Annotated in this window: 15 protein-coding genes; 4 read left to right on the top strand and 11 right to left on the bottom strand. The window is 66.4% G+C overall.

The genetic code is table 11. The features are described 5' to 3' along the window. Positions 1 to 156: 156 nt before the first annotated feature. A complete protein-coding gene (locus MPSD_RS10870) occupies positions 157 to 1,035 on the bottom strand; it encodes an LppX_LprAFG lipoprotein (RefSeq protein ID WP_036427401.1) in 879 nt (292 codons plus the stop codon). 408 nt (positions 1,036 to 1,443) lie between these two features. On the opposite strand from MPSD_RS10870, the gene MPSD_RS10865 reads away from it, so the two are divergent. From MPSD_RS10865 to MPSD_RS10855, 3 genes are read left to right on the top strand one after another with little or no spacing between them, the layout of a single operon-like run. Continuing rightward, on the top strand, positions 1,444 to 2,649 hold the full coding sequence (locus MPSD_RS10865; RefSeq protein WP_020787858.1) for a serine hydrolase domain-containing protein: 1,206 nt from the start codon (positions 1,444 to 1,446) through the stop codon (positions 2,647 to 2,649). Positions 2,650 to 2,664: 15 nt separating this feature from the next. Beyond that, positions 2,665 to 3,237, top strand: coding sequence for a GNAT family N-acetyltransferase (locus MPSD_RS10860; RefSeq protein ID WP_011739869.1), 573 nt, complete (start codon positions 2,665 to 2,667; stop codon positions 3,235 to 3,237). Between the two features lie 45 nt (positions 3,238 to 3,282). Further along, positions 3,283 to 4,503, top strand: a complete 1,221-nt coding sequence (locus MPSD_RS10855) for an FAD-dependent monooxygenase (protein ID WP_015355831.1) — start codon at positions 3,283 to 3,285, stop codon at positions 4,501 to 4,503. A 5-nt stretch (positions 4,504 to 4,508) separates the two neighbouring features. On the opposite strand, the gene MPSD_RS10850 is transcribed toward MPSD_RS10855, so the two are convergent. The 5 genes from MPSD_RS10850 to MPSD_RS10830 all read right to left on the bottom strand — a co-directional run bounded on the left by MPSD_RS10850 (position 4,509) and on the right by MPSD_RS10830 (position 10,149). After that, a complete protein-coding gene (locus tag MPSD_RS10850; RefSeq protein WP_020787860.1) occupies positions 4,509 to 7,340 on the bottom strand; it encodes an aminotransferase class I/II-fold pyridoxal phosphate-dependent enzyme in 2,832 nt (943 codons plus the stop codon). A 181-nt stretch (positions 7,341 to 7,521) separates the two neighbouring features. Beyond that, entirely contained in the window at positions 7,522 to 7,929 is a 408-nt protein-coding gene (locus MPSD_RS10845) for a hypothetical protein (protein WP_012393948.1), read from the bottom strand. Next, a complete protein-coding gene (nusB, locus tag MPSD_RS10840; protein WP_015355834.1) occupies positions 7,929 to 8,450 on the bottom strand; it encodes a transcription antitermination factor NusB in 522 nt (173 codons plus the stop codon). Before nusB ends, MPSD_RS10845 begins: the two co-directional genes overlap by 1 nt. A 2-nt stretch (positions 8,451 to 8,452) precedes the next feature. Continuing rightward, positions 8,453 to 9,016, bottom strand: a complete 564-nt coding sequence (efp, locus tag MPSD_RS10835) for an elongation factor P (protein ID WP_012393946.1) — start codon at positions 9,014 to 9,016, stop codon at positions 8,453 to 8,455. Between the two features lie 14 nt (positions 9,017 to 9,030). Further along, positions 9,031 to 10,149 (bottom strand): M24 family metallopeptidase, encoded by a 1,119-nt coding sequence (locus MPSD_RS10830; RefSeq protein WP_020724921.1) that lies wholly within the window; start codon positions 10,147 to 10,149, stop codon positions 9,031 to 9,033. Positions 10,150 to 10,182: 33 nt separating this feature from the next. On the opposite strand from MPSD_RS10830, the gene MPSD_RS10825 reads away from it, so the two are divergent. Continuing rightward, complete coding sequence (locus MPSD_RS10825; RefSeq protein WP_015355836.1) at positions 10,183 to 10,941, top strand: B-4DMT family transporter; 759 nt, start codon at positions 10,183 to 10,185, stop codon at positions 10,939 to 10,941. Here MPSD_RS10825 and aroQ read toward each other — a convergent pair. From aroQ to MPSD_RS10800, 5 genes are all read right to left on the bottom strand, one after another. After that, on the bottom strand, positions 10,938 to 11,378 hold the full coding sequence (gene aroQ / locus MPSD_RS10820) for a type II 3-dehydroquinate dehydratase (RefSeq protein WP_012393943.1): 441 nt from the start codon (positions 11,376 to 11,378) through the stop codon (positions 10,938 to 10,940). The genes MPSD_RS10825 and aroQ overlap by 4 nt on opposite strands. Then, positions 11,375 to 12,463, bottom strand: coding sequence for a 3-dehydroquinate synthase (aroB, locus tag MPSD_RS10815; RefSeq protein ID WP_012393942.1), 1,089 nt, complete (start codon positions 12,461 to 12,463; stop codon positions 11,375 to 11,377). The genes aroQ and aroB overlap by 4 nt, the downstream gene beginning before the upstream one ends. Next, positions 12,460 to 13,014: a shikimate kinase gene (locus tag MPSD_RS10810; RefSeq protein WP_015355839.1), complete on the bottom strand. Its 555-nt coding sequence runs from the start codon at positions 13,012 to 13,014 to the stop codon at positions 12,460 to 12,462. The genes aroB and MPSD_RS10810 overlap by 4 nt, the downstream gene beginning before the upstream one ends. Positions 13,015 to 13,022: 8 nt before the next feature. Then, complete coding sequence (gene aroC / locus MPSD_RS10805; RefSeq protein WP_020787863.1) at positions 13,023 to 14,246, bottom strand: chorismate synthase; 1,224 nt, start codon at positions 14,244 to 14,246, stop codon at positions 13,023 to 13,025. A gap of 76 nt (positions 14,247 to 14,322) precedes the next feature. Continuing rightward, positions 14,323 to 14,766 carry a prepilin peptidase gene (locus MPSD_RS10800; protein ID WP_012393939.1) on the bottom strand — a complete coding sequence of 148 codons (444 nt, stop codon included), beginning with the start codon at positions 14,764 to 14,766 and terminating at the stop codon, positions 14,323 to 14,325. Positions 14,767 to 14,772 lie beyond the last annotated feature (6 nt).

Here is a 14,772-nt window from a genome sequence, read left to right as displayed (position 1 = left end):
ATCGCGGAACTGGGGTGTCTGCAACGACGCGGCACCAGATCTGTTGCGCCCGCACGGCGAACCACCGACGAGAGCCGGCCCGGAAACTACCGGCAGCCCTTTCCCCCATGCTGCGTTTCCGGGCCGGTTCTCAATCCGAAGTCCACCGCTACCGTGTTACCCCGTCGGGTTGGGGATGGTCACCGGGACACCCCAGTTGGACAGGGTTATCTCGACGTTGCCCTGGCCTTTGTCGACCACCATCCGGACCAGGTTTGCCGCCGGCGGCTCCGGTGCCGGCGACTCGGCGGTCGAACTCGCCGGAGCCTGGGCACTGGTGTCAACGATCAACAGGGTGATCGGCATCGTCCTCCCGTCCTTACCCAACTGAGGCACGATCGGATCGATCACCGCGCCGTCGATGGTGCCCGACACCTTGACGGTTGCCATGCCGTCGACCGTTTCGTTTCCTTCGATCTTCGGGTTCTGCACCTGTGCGATCACCGCACCCAGGCCACGGTCCTTGTCCAGGATGATGCCCGGGTCGTAGATCCTCTGGGCCGGACCGACCGACGTGTAGGTCTCGCCGTTCTTGGTGTACATGATCTTGTTCGTGACCAGGAAGTCGGTCGCGACGGCCGGAGCATCCGGCTGCATCCGGACCTTGGCATTGCCTACCGCCTGGCCGTTGCCCTGCGGCTGATTGGTCACGTCGGCATTCACGCTTTCGAACGGCAGCTTCGGTAGATCGGTGACGTTCACCGCGACGTGAACCGAATGCAGGCCCTTGGTCGCCTTGGAACTGTCTTGCAAGATCTGCTGGGCTTGTGGTGATGGGGCGCCCGTGGCCCCGGATGTCGCCGTGGTGGCAGAGGTTCCCGACGCCCCTGGGGTTTGCGAGGTTGCCGTTGTGGATTTGTGCCCGCACCCGGTCATGACCGTTGCGACAAGTGCCGTCGCAAACAGGATTGCGACAGACGTCGGGGTCGAGAATCGACGGCAGGGACGGGAGAGAAGTCGGTGGGAGGTGCGCGCTTGGGAGATCAAGCCATTCATGGCCAACCTTTGCTGAGTTATCCGACCGGTGGTAATGAGCAGCGGGTCGCTACCCTCGTCGTAGCACATGGACAGCGCCAGCCAGTTCGGCCCCGTCCATGGTGGCGGGTCTTGGTGACTGCACCCCGCACCCTGGTTCACCAGCAACAACACTGCAGTCATTCGCGCGCCATTGCCCTCACAGCATGTTCCCCAGATCGCATTTGCCGGAGAGCGCGACAGTAACACGCGACCACTGACCGAGAAGGCCTTTCGCAGAACTAGCAATCAATCCGGCACCACCGCGAAGCCGTGGGCGTTGCCCGACCTCGTTGGCGCGGTCCACGCGCGGCGTGGTTCGCCGGCGCCCGCAAACCATCGGACGGCCGCCGCCTGACCCGCCGACCGCCAGCGGCTAACCTCAATCCGGTGAATCTCGACGCCAACCAGGCTGGTATCCGCGAGGTCTGCGATGCCGGATTGCTCTCCGGCGCAGTGACCGTGGTTTGGCAGCACGGAGAAGTACTGCAGGTCAACGAAATCGGCTACCGAGACGTCGAGGCGGGCCTGCCGATGCAGCGCGACACGCTGTTTCGCATCGCGTCCATGACCAAACCCGTCACCGTTGCCGCGGCCATGAGCATGGTCGACGAGGGCAAAATAGCCCTGCGTGACCCGATCACACGCTGGGCGCCCGAGTTGCGCGACATCCGGGTGCTTGACGACCCGCACGGCCCGTTGGACCGCACGCACCCCACCCGACGGCCGATCCTCATCGAGGACCTGCTGACCCACACCAGCGGGCTGGCCTACAGTTTTTCGGTGTCCGGGGACATTTCGCGGGCGTACATGCGATTGCCATTTGGTCATGGTTCCGACGCCTGGCTGGCCGAACTCGCCGCGCTGCCACTGGTGCACCAGCCCGGCGAGCGGGTCACCTACAGCCACGCCATCGATCTGCTCGGCGTCATCATGTCCCGCATCGACGACAAGCCTTTCTACCAGGTGCTCGACGAGCGAATACTGGGCCCGGCCGGCATGACCGACACCGGCTTCTTCGTGTCGACACAGGCCCAGCGCCGCGCCGCAACCATGTACCGCCTCGACGAGCTGGACCAGCTACGGCACGACGTCATGGGCCCGCCGCACGTGCGGCCTCCGTCGTTCTGCAACGCCGGCGGCGGATTGTGGTCAACCGCCGACGACTACCTGAGATTTGTCCGGCTACTGCTCGGCGACGGGACGATCGACGGCGTTCGGGTTCTCTCACCGGAGTCGGTGCGGCTGATGCGCACCGACCGGCTCAGCGACGAGCACAAGCGACACAACTTTCTCGGGGCGCCCTTCTGGGTGGGCCGCGGGTTCGGGCTGAACCTGTCGGTGGTGACCGACCCGGTTCAGTCCACTCCACTGTTCGGCCCGGGCGGGCTTGGCACCTTCAGCTGGCCCGGTGCCTACGGGACCTGGTGGCAGGCCGATCCTGGCGCCGACCTGATCCTGCTGTATCTGATTCAGCATTGTCCCGACTTGTCCGTGAACGCGGCGGCTGCGGTCGCGGGCAACCCGGGGCTGGCCAAACTGCGCACGGCACAACCCCGGTTCGTCCGGCGCACCTACCGCGCGCTCGGACTGTAGCGGCGCGAGGTCGAGATGGCCCACTTCCCCCCTCGATACCTGGACAGCCGGCGTCTGCTGCTGCGGCCACCCAAACTCGACGACGCCGGCCCGATATACAAGAAGATCGCCAAAGATCCCGAAGTCACCCGCTTCCTGCTGTGGAGAGCACACCGCAACGTGGCGGAAACCCGCCGAGTGCTGATCAACCAGCTCAGCCGGAGCCGCTACGAACGCAATTGGGTGATCTCGCTACACGGCAGCGGCGAGATCGTCGGCCTGATCAGCTGCCGAAGCGACGCGCCCCGCTCGATCGAGGTTGGCTACTGTCTGGGCCGGCAATGGTGGGACATGGGTTTCATGTCCGAGGCGCTGAGCCTGTTGCTGGCCGGGCTGCCGGCCGACGCCGCCGGATGCCGCGTCTGGGCAACATGCCACGTCGACAACGCCCGGTCGGCGCGGCTGCTGCAGCGCGCCGGGTTCGTCCTGGAGGCCAGACTCTGCCGTCACGCCGTCTATCCGACCATGGGTCCCGAACCCAACGACAGTCTGCTGTACACCAGGATCCTGCGGCTCAACCGCGCCCCGATGCCACGGTTTGCCCCCTGAGCACAGCTTCGCACCCACTGGAACCGCTGCCCTAGGCTGAGCCCCATGGCGAAGCCGATCGTCCTGATCAGCGGCGCGGGGATCGCCGGCCCGGCGCTGGCATTCTGGCTCACCCACAGCGGATACCAGGTGGTGGTGACCGAACTCGCCGACGACATCCGCCCGGGCGGTCAGACCGTCGACTTGCGGGGGGCCGGACGGCTGGTCATCGAACGGATGGGACTGCTGGAGCAGATGCGCCAGCGCAGCCTGCGCCAGCGCGGCATCGCCTGGATACGGGCGGACGGCCGGCGCCGCGCCGAGATGCCGGTTGAGGCCTTCCACGGCAACGGACCGGTCAGCGAGCTCGAGATTCTGCGCGGTGACCTGGCTGCGGTGCTCTACCGGGCCACCGCCGCCGGCACCGACTACCGATTCGGTACCCGCATCACCGATCTGGCACCGTCGGGCGACGCGGTCCAGGCGAGGCTGTCCGACGGGACGACGGTGCGGGCGGATCTGGTGGTCGGCGCCGACGGTCCACACTCGGGTGTCCGACGGCTGGCCTTTGGCCCCGAAGAGCAGTTCGCCCGGCCGCTGGGCGGCTACAACGCCTGGTTCAGCGCACCCGACACGGTCGGCCTCAACGGCTGGTACCTGATGTACCAGGCCCCCGGAGGGCTCAACGCGTCGATGCGCCCGTCGCACGATCCCGCGACAGCCAAGGCCGGACTGGCATTTCGCTCCGCTCCGATCCGCTACGACCGTGCCGACCTGGACGCCCAACGCGATCTGCTCGCCGCCCGCTTCGCCGGTGCCGGCTGGCAATCCGACGCGCTGATCGCCGCGGCGCGCGAGGCCGATGACTTCTACCTGGACGCAATCGTCCAGATTCATCTGGACGCGTGGTCACGCGGACGGGTCACGCTGGTCGGCGACGCCGGCTACTGCGCATCGCCGCTGAGCGGCATGGGCACCAGCCTGGCGCTGGTGGGTGCATACGTGCTGGCCGGCGAGTTGGGCCCGGCCCACGGCGACGGCATCGACGAGGCCGCGCTGGCGGCCGCGTTGGCCCGCTACGAGACCGTGCTGCGGCCGTATGTAGCCAACTGTCAGGACCTGCCGAACAGCATCGATCGCTTTCTGCCGATGTCGGAGTCCGAGATCCGGTCAAACGCTGCGGCGATGAAGTACATGCAGCGCTGGCCGTTTCGCTTCTTCGCCGAAAGAAAGTGGTTCACCATCGCCGAGTCCATCGAGCTGCCCCGGTATCCGCGGCTGCCCTAGCTGCGTCAGGCGTCGTCGGCGACGGCCTGAAGCACACCGTCACCGTTGACAACCGAAGAAGCCGGCGCAAGCTCGAAGGCCGGCAGCTCCGCGCCCGCCGAGGCGATCACATTGCGAGCCGCCTCCATCCGTTTCAGCGCGACGTCGGTGAACACCGACAACCCGAGTTCGTGGTTGTAGCCATGGATTTCTTTGACGTCGAGCTGAGCCAGGAAGTAGACGATCTCTTTGGACACCACCTGGCCCGGGACCAGCACCGGGAAGCCCGGAGGGTAAGGCACGACGAATGTGGTGGAGACCAATGTTCTGCCCTCGGCCAGGCGGCGCCCGGCCATGCCGATCTGGACGTACTCGCGGTCGGATTCGTCATAGCCGGCGTAGAAGGCCGACCGCATGTCGCCGAAACTGCTCGCATCATCGGGGCGGAACGCAATGTCGAACTCGCTGAAGTCGGGCAGATGCGGCAAGTCCTGGGTGATCTCCTCAACGCGACGCTCATGCAGCGCCCAGTCGGCCGCGCTGGCCGCCCGCTGGCTCCGATCGAAGTCCGTGGCGATCCGGCGCAACACGTCGAGCAGGTAGTGAACGCTCGACCAGGTCACTCCGATGGTGAAGATCAGCAGCACGCTGTTGATCGACGTCTTGTTGATCTGGATCCCGAATCGCTCCATCAAGATCTTCTCGCGGAAGTCGTATCCGTTCATCCCGGTGCTCCCGATGAACAGGGTGACCCGGGTGGCGTCCAGCACGAACTGATCCGATCGCCATGCCTCGTTCCACTCGGCCAGAGCTCCCTGTCTGACTTGGCGGTAGGAGCTGACCGATGAGGCCCGGAACTCCTCGGGAACCAGATCGGCTTCGTCGAGAATGCGGAACCACTTACTGATCAGGCGGTCTTTACGAACACGGTGCCGAAACACCAGCGCCATGTCGTAGACCTGCCGGACCAATTGGAATCCCTCGATATCGACCTGGCGGCGCGCCAGGTCCAGCGAGGCCAGCAGTTGCTGGTTGGGCGAGGTCGAGGTGTGAGTCAAAAACGCCTCGCCGAACGCGTCGCGGGTCAGGGCGTTGAAGTCCTGGTCACGGACGTGGATCATCGATGCCTGCCGCAGCGCCGAGAGCGACTTGTGGGTGGAGTGCGTGGCGTAGACGCGCACCCGTGCCCGTTTCGGATCCGGCAGCAATCGGTGCTCGGCCCACTGCGACCGCGGAATCCCTTGCATGGAGGCGCGCCACTTCTCGTATACGGCGCCGTATTCGTCAGAGGCCAACATTGATTCGAGGTACTCCGCGGACACCATCGCGGTGCGCTGCCGGGCCCATGGGACCGCGGTGGCAAACGCGTACCAGGCCTCGTCCCAGAGGAAACAGATATCCGGCTTGATCGCCAGCACCTCCTCCATGACCAGCCGCGGGTTGCAGACGACGCCGTCGAAGGTGCAGTTGGTCAACAGCAGCATGCGCACCTTGTGCAGCTGTCCGGCCGCCTCCAGGTCGAGCAGCACCTGCTTGATCGTGTGCAGCGATACCGCCCCATAGATGGCGAACGGGGGCAGCGGATAGGCGTCCAGATACAGCGGGTAGGCACCGGCGAGCACCAGGCCGTAGTGGTGCGACTTGTGACAGTTGCGGTCGATCAGCACGATGTCGCCCGGTCGGGTGAGGGACTGCACGACAATCTTGTTCGCGGTCGAGGTGCCGTTGGTGACGAAATAGGTGTGGTCGGCGTTCCAGGTACTGGCGGCCTTGTCCATGGCCTTCTTGATGTTGCCGTGCGGGTCCAGCAGCGAATCCAGACCGCCCGACGTGGTCGACGTCTCGGCCATGAAGATGTTGCGGCCGTAGAACTCCCCCATGTCCTGCAGCGACTTGGAGTTGAAGATGCTGGCGCCGCGCGCGACCGGAAGCGCGTGGAACTGGCCTACCGGAGCCGCGGCGTAGGCCCGCAGAGCATCGAAAAACGGTGTGGCGAACCGGTTCCGTAGTCCGGCCAGCACCGTACTGTGCAGATCGGTGACATCGTTGAGCCGGTAGAAAGTCCGGTCGTATACGTCCGGATCGTCCTCGGCCCCGGCTGCGATCGACTCGTCGGTGAGCAGGTAGAGGTCGATGTGCGGGCGCAGCTCCCTGATCCATTCCCCACATTCGATCCAGTCGTGCGGGCTATCGGGGGCAACCACGTCATCGTTGGCCCCCAGCAGTGCGTTCATCAGCGGCAGCCGGTCCCGGGACCGAAGTGGCAGGTCGTGCCGGATGATTGCGGCCTGTATCTCGCCGTTGAGTGCGACCGCGGTGATCGCGTCCTCGACACTCGGGGCGAGCAGGACTTCGAACTGGACGTCGTCAGACGGATTGTGCAATGCCCGAAGGTGCTCGGCCAACGAGTCGGGCGCCGATGTGGGCGCATCATCGGCGACCAGCACGGTGTAGAACTGCTGCTGCTTGGCCTGGGCCACCAGTTCCTGCTCGGCCAGCGGCGCCGAAGTATCGAAAAGTGCTGTGCGGTCACCATATTCACCCAGCAGACGGACCGCCAGGGAGACCTCTTCTTTGAGCCGCACCGTGGACTTGCTTTCCAGGTGTGCGCGAAAATTTGCCAGGTTCTGTGCGCCCGGATAAAGCCAATACCGTTCGTAGGCGCCGATGCGGTCCATCAGCCGCCGCACTTTCGCCATGTCGTGGGTGATGTCCATCCCGGCCAGGTCGACCTCGGCGAGGTGACAGCACGCGTCGTCGAGCAGGTTCCACGTATCAACACGTGCGTATGACGGGTTGGCTACCGCAGCCAGAGCGGAGACACGAAGTCGTCGCGGGCGGGTGCTGTATCGCTTCATATCGTCACCTGTTCTAGTGGTGCGGGACGCGCCGGCGGGCGGCTTAGGTATCGCCCGCGGCGTACCTTTCATACCCGAAAACTCACCCTTGCAGGTTATCGAGTCATGGGGCCGGATCTAGCCCCAATCCGGCACCGAATGTTCGCCCTGACCGCGGCGCTTGAGGGTGCGATCCGTTCGGTCAGGCTTCGAACTCGTCGTCGCTGTCGACGACCCGCCGGTTTCCCCGGCCGCTGTCCACCCAGCGCAGCACCGGAAGCTGCGGGAACTGGGGAAGCTCCCAGCGGCGCGCGGGCAAGTCCGTGACATCGCCCAACGAGCGCACCACCGCCTGGGTCAGACCCATGATGGCGGCCATCACGGGAAGCAACGGCTGTAACGGCCTGGCCGCGGTACGAACCGTACTGATCCGGCGGGCCAGAATCAGCCGCTCGACCGAGTGGTACAGCCAGGCACCCACGCCCAGGGCGTAGATCGACAGTGCGGAGGCGACGATGGCCCACCCGTAGGCGGCGCATATGACCGCGCCGAGGATCACCGCCGCTGCCATCCAGGCCGCGACCACGACACGCAACTCGAGCCTGCTCATCAGCACGATCCCTGGTTTTCCGGCAGGCGCGACGATTCATCCGGGACCGCCTGCCGGACCGCCGCGGCAGCCGCCCGAATCTGCGGCCTCACCAGCATGACCTGTCCCAGCACACCGTTGACGAAGCTCGGCGAGTCGTCGGTGGACAATTCCTTGGCCAGCTCGACGGCTTCATCGACGGCGACCGGTTCGGGCACGTCGTCGGCATACAACAGTTCCCACACCGCGACTCGCAGGATGGCACGATCCACGGCCGGCAACCGGTCCAGCGTCCAGCCCTGCAGTTGCGACGTGATCAGGTCGTCGATGTGAGCGGCGTGCTCGCCAATCCCGCGCGCCACCGCCGCCGTGTACGGGTGCAGCGGCGCCACGTCCGGCTTCGTCTCGGCCAGCTCGGTGCGCAGGTCCGCGATCTCGCCCGGGCCCAGGCCCCGCGCCTCAGCCTCGAACATCAGGTCCACCGCACGCTTGCGGGCCTGGTGACGTCCTTTAACCGGTTTGCCCGGCCTTCCCTCAGGCATACTCAGGCGTTGACCCTGCCCAGGTAGCCGCCGTCACGCGAATCCACCTTCAGCTTGTCCCCGGTGTTGATGAACAGCGGCACGTTGATCTGGGCGCCCGTCTCCAGGGTGGCCGGCTTGGTGCCGGCGCTGGAGCGGTCGCCCTGCAAACCCGGCTCGGTATGGGTGACCACGATCTCGACGGTCACCGGCAGCTCGATGTACAGCGGCGCTCCGTCGTGAAACGCCACCTGCACCGGCATGCCCTCCAGCAGGAATCGGGCGGCATCTCCCACCAGCGACTCCGGCAATGGGTGCTGCTCGTAGTCCTGGCTGTCCATGAACACGAAGTCGGAGCCATCGCGGTAGAGGTAGGTGGTGTCGCGCCGGTCGACGGTGGCGGTCTCCACCTTCACGCCGGCGTTGTAGGTCTTGTCGACAACCTTGCCCGAGAGCACGTTCTTGAGCTTGGTACGCACGAAGGCCGGACCCTTACCGGGCTTAACGTGCTGGAATTCCACGATGGACCACAGCTGTCCATCGATCTGCAGAACAAGTCCGTTCTTGAAGTCAGCAGTGCTCGCCACGATCGGTAAATCTCCTACAAGATGGTCAGTTCCTTCGGGAACCGGGTCAACAATTCCGGGGTCTGCGCGGCGCTTCTCGGTGTCTTCGGGCCCCCATTGGGCACTACCAACGTGTCCTCGATGCGGACACCGCCGCGGCCGGGCAAATAAACGCCGGGCTCCACGGTAACCACGGAGCCCGCCAGTAGTGTACCGACGGATGTGGCCCCGATGCCCGGTGCTTCGTGTATCTGCAGGCCAACACCGTGTCCCAGACCGTGACCGAAGTTATCTCCATGCCCCGCGTCGACGATCATCTGTCGCGCGGCGCCATCCACGTCGCGCAACTCGGCGCCCGCAGACAACGCCTCTCGACCGGCCTTTTGCGCCGCGGCGACCAGCTCATAGATCTCCAACTGCCAGTCGGCCGCCTTGTCCAGCACGAAGGTGCGGGTCATGTCCGAGTGATAGCCGGCAACCAGCGCACCGAAGTCGATCTTGACGAAATCACCCTTGGCCAGCACCGCGTCGGTGGGCCGGTGGTGTGGGATGGCCGAGTTCGGCCCGGCAGCCACAATCGTCTCGAACGACACCGCGTCGGCACCATGGTCGAGCATCAGGCCCTCAAGATCGCGGGCCACCTCGCGCTCGGTGCGGCCCGGCCGCAGCCCGCCGCGCTTGATCAAGTCCGACAGCGCGGCGTCGGCCGCCTCGCACGCCAGCCGCAATAACGCAAGCTCACCGGCATCTTTGATCTCGCGCAGTGCCTCCACGGTGCCGGAGGCGCGGACCAACTCGGTGTTGGTGTCCGCCAGCGCACCCGTGAGCGCATCAAAGCCGTCCACCGTGACCACATGGCTTTCGAAGCCCAGCCGGCCAACACCGTCATCGGCAGCCCGGCAGCTCAGGTGTCGCCCGATGGCGCGTTCGATGGCCACCTCGAGGTCCGGCGCCTGATGGGCGGCCTGCGTGCGGTATCGACCGTCGGTGGCCAGCACGGCTTCACGCTCGTCGGCGAATACCAGCAACGCACCGTTGGATCCGCTGAACCCGGAGAGATATCGCACATTGATCAAATCGGTGACCAGCATCGCGTCCAGTCCGGCGGCACTGATTTTGGATTTGAGGTTGTGTCGACGCTGGGAATGTGTCACGACCCTTGACGGTACTCGCTACGCTGACCATTCATGACTAACTGGATGCTGCGTGGACTAGCGTTCGCCGCCGCGATGGTCGTTCTCCGCCTCTTCCAGGGGGCCTTGATCAACGCATGGCAGACGCAAGCCGGACTGATAAGCCTGGTGTTGCTGCTGCTGTACGTCATCGCCGTCATTGTGTGGGGCACACTCGACGGCCGTGCCGACGCCAAGGCGAATCCGGACCCGGATCGCCGCGCAGATCTGGCCATGACCTGGCTGGTGGCCGGCCTGGTGGCCGGTATCCTCAGCGGCGCGGTCGCCTGGATCATCGCGTTGTTCTACAAGGGCATCTATGTCGGCGGGCTGATCAACGAGGTTACGACGTTTGCCGCCTTCACCGCGTTGATCATCTTCCTGCCGGGAATTTCCGGTGTGGCCGTGGGCAGGTGGCGGGTGGACCGCAATGCTCCCCCGGTGCCCACCCACGACGGAACCGGCGGCCGCGCCGACACTGATGTGTTCGCCGCGGTGCGCGCCGACGACAGTCCTACCGGGGAGATGCCGGTGGCCTCCAACCAGGCGCAGGCAACGGCTCCCACCGCGGTTGCCACCGTCGAACGCGATGCCCCGACCGAGGTGATCGCCACCACCGAGCAAGAGTCACCGACCGAGGTGATCCGCACGGCCGAGCCGGAGGCAAAAACCGAGACGATCGCCACCACCGAAAGTGAGGCGAGCACCGAGGTGATCCAGCTCGACGAGGACGAGACCAAGACGGACGAAGTGCCGAAAAAGAAGAAGGACTAGTAGCTGGCCAGGTACCGCAGGGCCAGCAGGTAACCCTGGATGCCCAGCCCGACGATCACCCCGGTTGCGACCGGGCTCAGGTAAGAGTGGCGCCGGAACTCCTCGCGGGCGTGGACATTTGAGATGTGCACCTCGATCAGCGGCGCGCTCAATTCCGCACAGGCGTCGCGCAGCGCCACCGAGGTGTGCGTCAACCCGCCGGCATTGAGGATCACGGGCTGGCCGGCGTCGGCGGCCCGATGAATCCAGTCCAGCAGTTCTGCCTCGCTATCACTTTGCCGAACAACCGCCTGCAGTCCCAGCCCGGCGGCCTCCCGCTCGATCAGGGCCGCGAGTTCGGCGTGCGTGGTGCTGCCGTAGACGTCGGGCTCACGCCGGCCCAGCCGGCCCAGGTTGGGACCATTGAGAACGTTGACGACGGTCATCGGCTCGCTCATGGGGCACAGATTCCCGCGTAGGCGGTCACCAGCAACCCCGGATCCGGACCCACCATCCGTCCCGGCTTGGCCAGCCCGTCGAGCACCACGAACCGCAGCACTCCGGCCCGGGTCTTCTTGTCGCCGGTCATGAATTCCAGCAACTGCGGCAGCGCATCGGCGTCGTAGCTGACCGGCAGGCCCAGCGCCGACAGGATGGTGCGATGACGCAGCGCCGTGGCGTCGTCGAGGCGCCCGGAAAGCCGGGCGAGTTCGGCCGCGAAGACCAGACCCACCGACACCGCGGCACCGTGTCGCCACTGATAACGCTCCCGGCGCTCGATCGCATGAGCCAAAGTGTGTCCGTAGTTGAGGATTTCGCGCAGCTCGGATTCTTTCTCGTCGGCCGCGACAACCTCCGCCTTGACCGCAATCGAACGCCGGATCAATTCCGGCATCACATCACCGGACGGATCCAATGCGGCCTGCGGATCGGCTTCGATGAGGTCCAGGATAACCGGATCGGCGATGAAGCCCGCCTTGACCACTTCGGCCATCCCACAGACGATTTCGTTTTGCGGCAAGGTCTGCAGCGTGGCCAGGTCGGCGAGCACCGCGAGCGGCTGGTGGAAGGCTCCGACCAGGTTCTTGCCGGCGTCGGTGTTGATACCGGTCTTGCCTCCGACGGCCGCATCAACCATGCCCAGCAACGTGGTTGGCACGTGCACGATCGAGACACCACGCAGCCAGGTGGCGGCCGCGAACCCGGCGACGTCGGTGGCCGCGCCGCCGCCCAGGCTCACCAGAGCGTCCTTTCGCCCGATCCCGATGCGCCCCAGCACTTCCCAGATGAATCCCACGACCGGCAGCTCCTTACCAGCCTCGGCGTCGGGGATCTCGATGCGGTGCGCGTCGATCCCCTTGTCGGCAAGGTGGTTACGGATGGCCTCGGCAGTCTCGGTCAGCACCGGCTGATGCAGGATGGCGACCTTGTGCCGGCCGGCGAGCAGTTCCTCCAGCTCGGTCAGCAACCCGGTACCGATCACCACCGGGTACGGCGGGTCGACGGCCACCTGCACGGTGACCGGTTCTTTGTTGTCGCTCATGTGGCGGCCCCGCTGGCGGTGGAGGAGGGACTCGTGTTCGGTGTGGGGTCGTCCAGGCGCGACATGATGTAGCGCACCACCGCACCGGGATTGCGGCGATTGGTGTCGACACGAATGGTCGACACCCGCCGATACAACGGAATCCGCTGGGACATCAGCGCGCGGAACTTCTCCGCCCGATCGGGCCCGGCCAACAGCGGCCGTACGTTGCTGCCGCCGGTGCGGCGCACCCCTTCGGCGGCACTGATCTCCAGGTAGACGACGGTGTGGCCGTCCAGCGCCGAGCGAACCCCGGGGCTGGTGACCGCGCCGCCGCCCAGCGACAGCACTCCGTCATGATCGGCTAAAGCCGCGCGCACCACTTCCTCCTCGATACGTCGGAACTCCTCTTCCCCGTCGGTGGCGAAGATCTCGGCAATGCTGCGCCCGGCCTGCTGCTCAATCGCCGCATCGGTGTCGAGCAGACTCACTCCGAGCGCCTTGGCCAGCCGACGCCCGATGGTCGACTTGCCGGAACCCGGCAATCCCACCAATACCGCTTTGGGTGCCATCGTGGCGCCTAACCCCGGATGGCCCGGGCCCGGGCGGCCGGTGCTTCCCGGTCGGCAACGCTGCGCTGATACGCCTCGATGTTGCGGCGGGTCTCGGCCAGCGAATCGCCACCGAATTTCTCCAGCGTCACTCTGGCCAGCACCAGCGCCACCATGGTCTCGACCACCACTGCCGCGGCCGGCACGGCGCACACGTCGGAACGCTGATGGATGGCGACGGCTTCATCGCCGGTGGCCAGGTCAACGGTGGCCAGCGCCTTGGGGACGGTGGAGATGGGCTTCATCGCCGCACGCACCCGCAGCGGCTGGCCATTGGTCATCCCGCCTTCCAGACCCCCGGCCCGGTTGGTGGAGCGCACCACACCGTCGGTGCCGGGGTACATCTCGTCGTGGGCGCGACTACCGCGGCGACGCGCGGTCTCGAACCCGTCACCGATCTCCACGCCCTTGATGGCCTGGATGCCCATCACCGCCGCGGCGAGCTGGCTGTCCAGCCGGTTCTCACCGCTGGTGAACGACCCCAGCCCCACCGGCAGCCCCAGCGCTACCACCTCGACGACGCCGCCGAGGGTGTCGCCGTCCTTCTTGGCCGTCTCGATCTCGGCGATCATGGATTTTTCGGCTTGCCCGTCGAACGCGCGCACCGGGCTGGCGTCGATGGCGGGCAGGTCCTCGGGCTGCGGCGGCGGGCCGTCGTAGGGCGCCGACGCGCCGATCGAGACGACGTGCGACAGCACTTCCACGCCCAGGGCCTGACGCAGGAAGGCCCGCGCTACGGTGCCCGCGGCGACTCGGGCGGCGGTCTCGCGGGCACTAGCCCGTTCCAGCACCGGCCGGGCGTCGTCGAAGCCGTACTTGAGCATGCCCGCATAGTCGGCATGCCCCGGCCGCGGCCGGGTCAGCGGCGCGTTGCGGGCGGAATTCTCCAGCTCGGCCGCGGCGGCCGGGTCCAGCGGGTCGGCCGCCATCACCGCTTCCCACTTCGGCCATTCGGTGTTACCGATCTCGATCGCGATCGGGCCGCCCAGCGTGCTGCCGTGGCGTATTCCGGAGAGCACGGTCACCGCGTCACGCTCGAACGCCATCCGGGCGCCACGTCCGTAGCCGAGCCGGCGGCGGGCCAACTGATCGGCGATCTCCGTCGAGGTGACCTCTACCCCGGCAACCATTCCGTCGACCAGGGCCACCAACGCACGGCCATGGGATTCCCCCGCAGTTATCCAGCGCAACACCCGAACATCTTCCCACGATGGCCGTGCACGCCCGGCCATGGCTCGGCTGCCGGCCGCCCGAACCGGCCGGGCCCAACTACCCGAGCAGCGCCAGCCCGGCGGCCACGGCGGTCGCCAGGCACATCGACGGACCGTGCGGGACGGCCAGGGCACCGGTGCGCAGCCGTGCGCCGACCGCCCACAGCGCAGTCATCAGCGGGGCCGCCAACGCCGCCAGGAACCACACCTCGACCCCGAGCGAGCCGGCCAGAGCACCCAGACCGATCGCCAGTTTCACGTCGCCGGCACCCAGCGCGGCTGGAGCCAGCAGATGCACCAGCAGGTAGACACTTGTCAGCGCGGCCGCCCCGGCCAGTGCCGCCGTCCCCCGCCCGGCCACCAGGGCACCGAGCAGCATCGCGCCCGCGCCGGGCAGCGTGAAACGGTTGGGCAGCCGCCGATGTCGAATGTCGGTGTAGCTCAACACCAGCAGCCAGGCCACCACGACGGCCACTACCGGGGTTCGGATCACCAGCCACATTCCCAG

The organism is Mycobacterium pseudoshottsii JCM 15466 (assembly GCF_003584745.1).
GTDB classification, from domain to species: Bacteria; Actinomycetota; Actinomycetes; order Mycobacteriales; family Mycobacteriaceae; genus Mycobacterium; species Mycobacterium marinum.
The sequence above is the reverse complement of the archived record's forward strand: the minus strand, read 5'-3'. Positions and strand labels throughout refer to the sequence as shown.

Bases quoted from the DNA above. Each gene is read 5' to 3' on its own strand.
- MPSD_RS10870 (WP_036427401.1), bottom strand. From the start codon at position 1,035: ATGAATGGCTTGATCTCCCAAGCGCGCACCTCCCACCGACTTCTCTCC.
- MPSD_RS10860 (WP_011739869.1), top strand. From the start codon at position 2,665: ATGGCCCACTTCCCCCCTCGATACCTGGACAGCCGGCGTCTGCTGCTG.
- MPSD_RS10855 (WP_015355831.1), top strand. From the start codon at position 3,283: ATGGCGAAGCCGATCGTCCTGATCAGCGGCGCGGGGATCGCCGGCCCG.
- MPSD_RS10850 (WP_020787860.1), bottom strand. From the start codon at position 7,340: ATGAAGCGATACAGCACCCGCCCGCGACGACTTCGTGTCTCCGCTCTG.
- MPSD_RS10845 (WP_012393948.1), bottom strand. From the start codon at position 7,929: ATGAGCAGGCTCGAGTTGCGTGTCGTGGTCGCGGCCTGGATGGCAGCG.
- nusB (WP_015355834.1), bottom strand. From the start codon at position 8,450: ATGCCTGAGGGAAGGCCGGGCAAACCGGTTAAAGGACGTCACCAGGCC.
- MPSD_RS10825 (WP_015355836.1), top strand. From the start codon at position 10,183: ATGACTAACTGGATGCTGCGTGGACTAGCGTTCGCCGCCGCGATGGTC.
- aroQ (WP_012393943.1), bottom strand. From the start codon at position 11,378: ATGAGCGAGCCGATGACCGTCGTCAACGTTCTCAATGGTCCCAACCTG.
- aroB (WP_012393942.1), bottom strand. From the start codon at position 12,463: ATGAGCGACAACAAAGAACCGGTCACCGTGCAGGTGGCCGTCGACCCG.
- MPSD_RS10810 (WP_015355839.1), bottom strand. From the start codon at position 13,014: ATGGCACCCAAAGCGGTATTGGTGGGATTGCCGGGTTCCGGCAAGTCG.
- MPSD_RS10800 (WP_012393939.1), bottom strand. From the start codon at position 14,766: ATGTGGCTGGTGATCCGAACCCCGGTAGTGGCCGTCGTGGTGGCCTGG.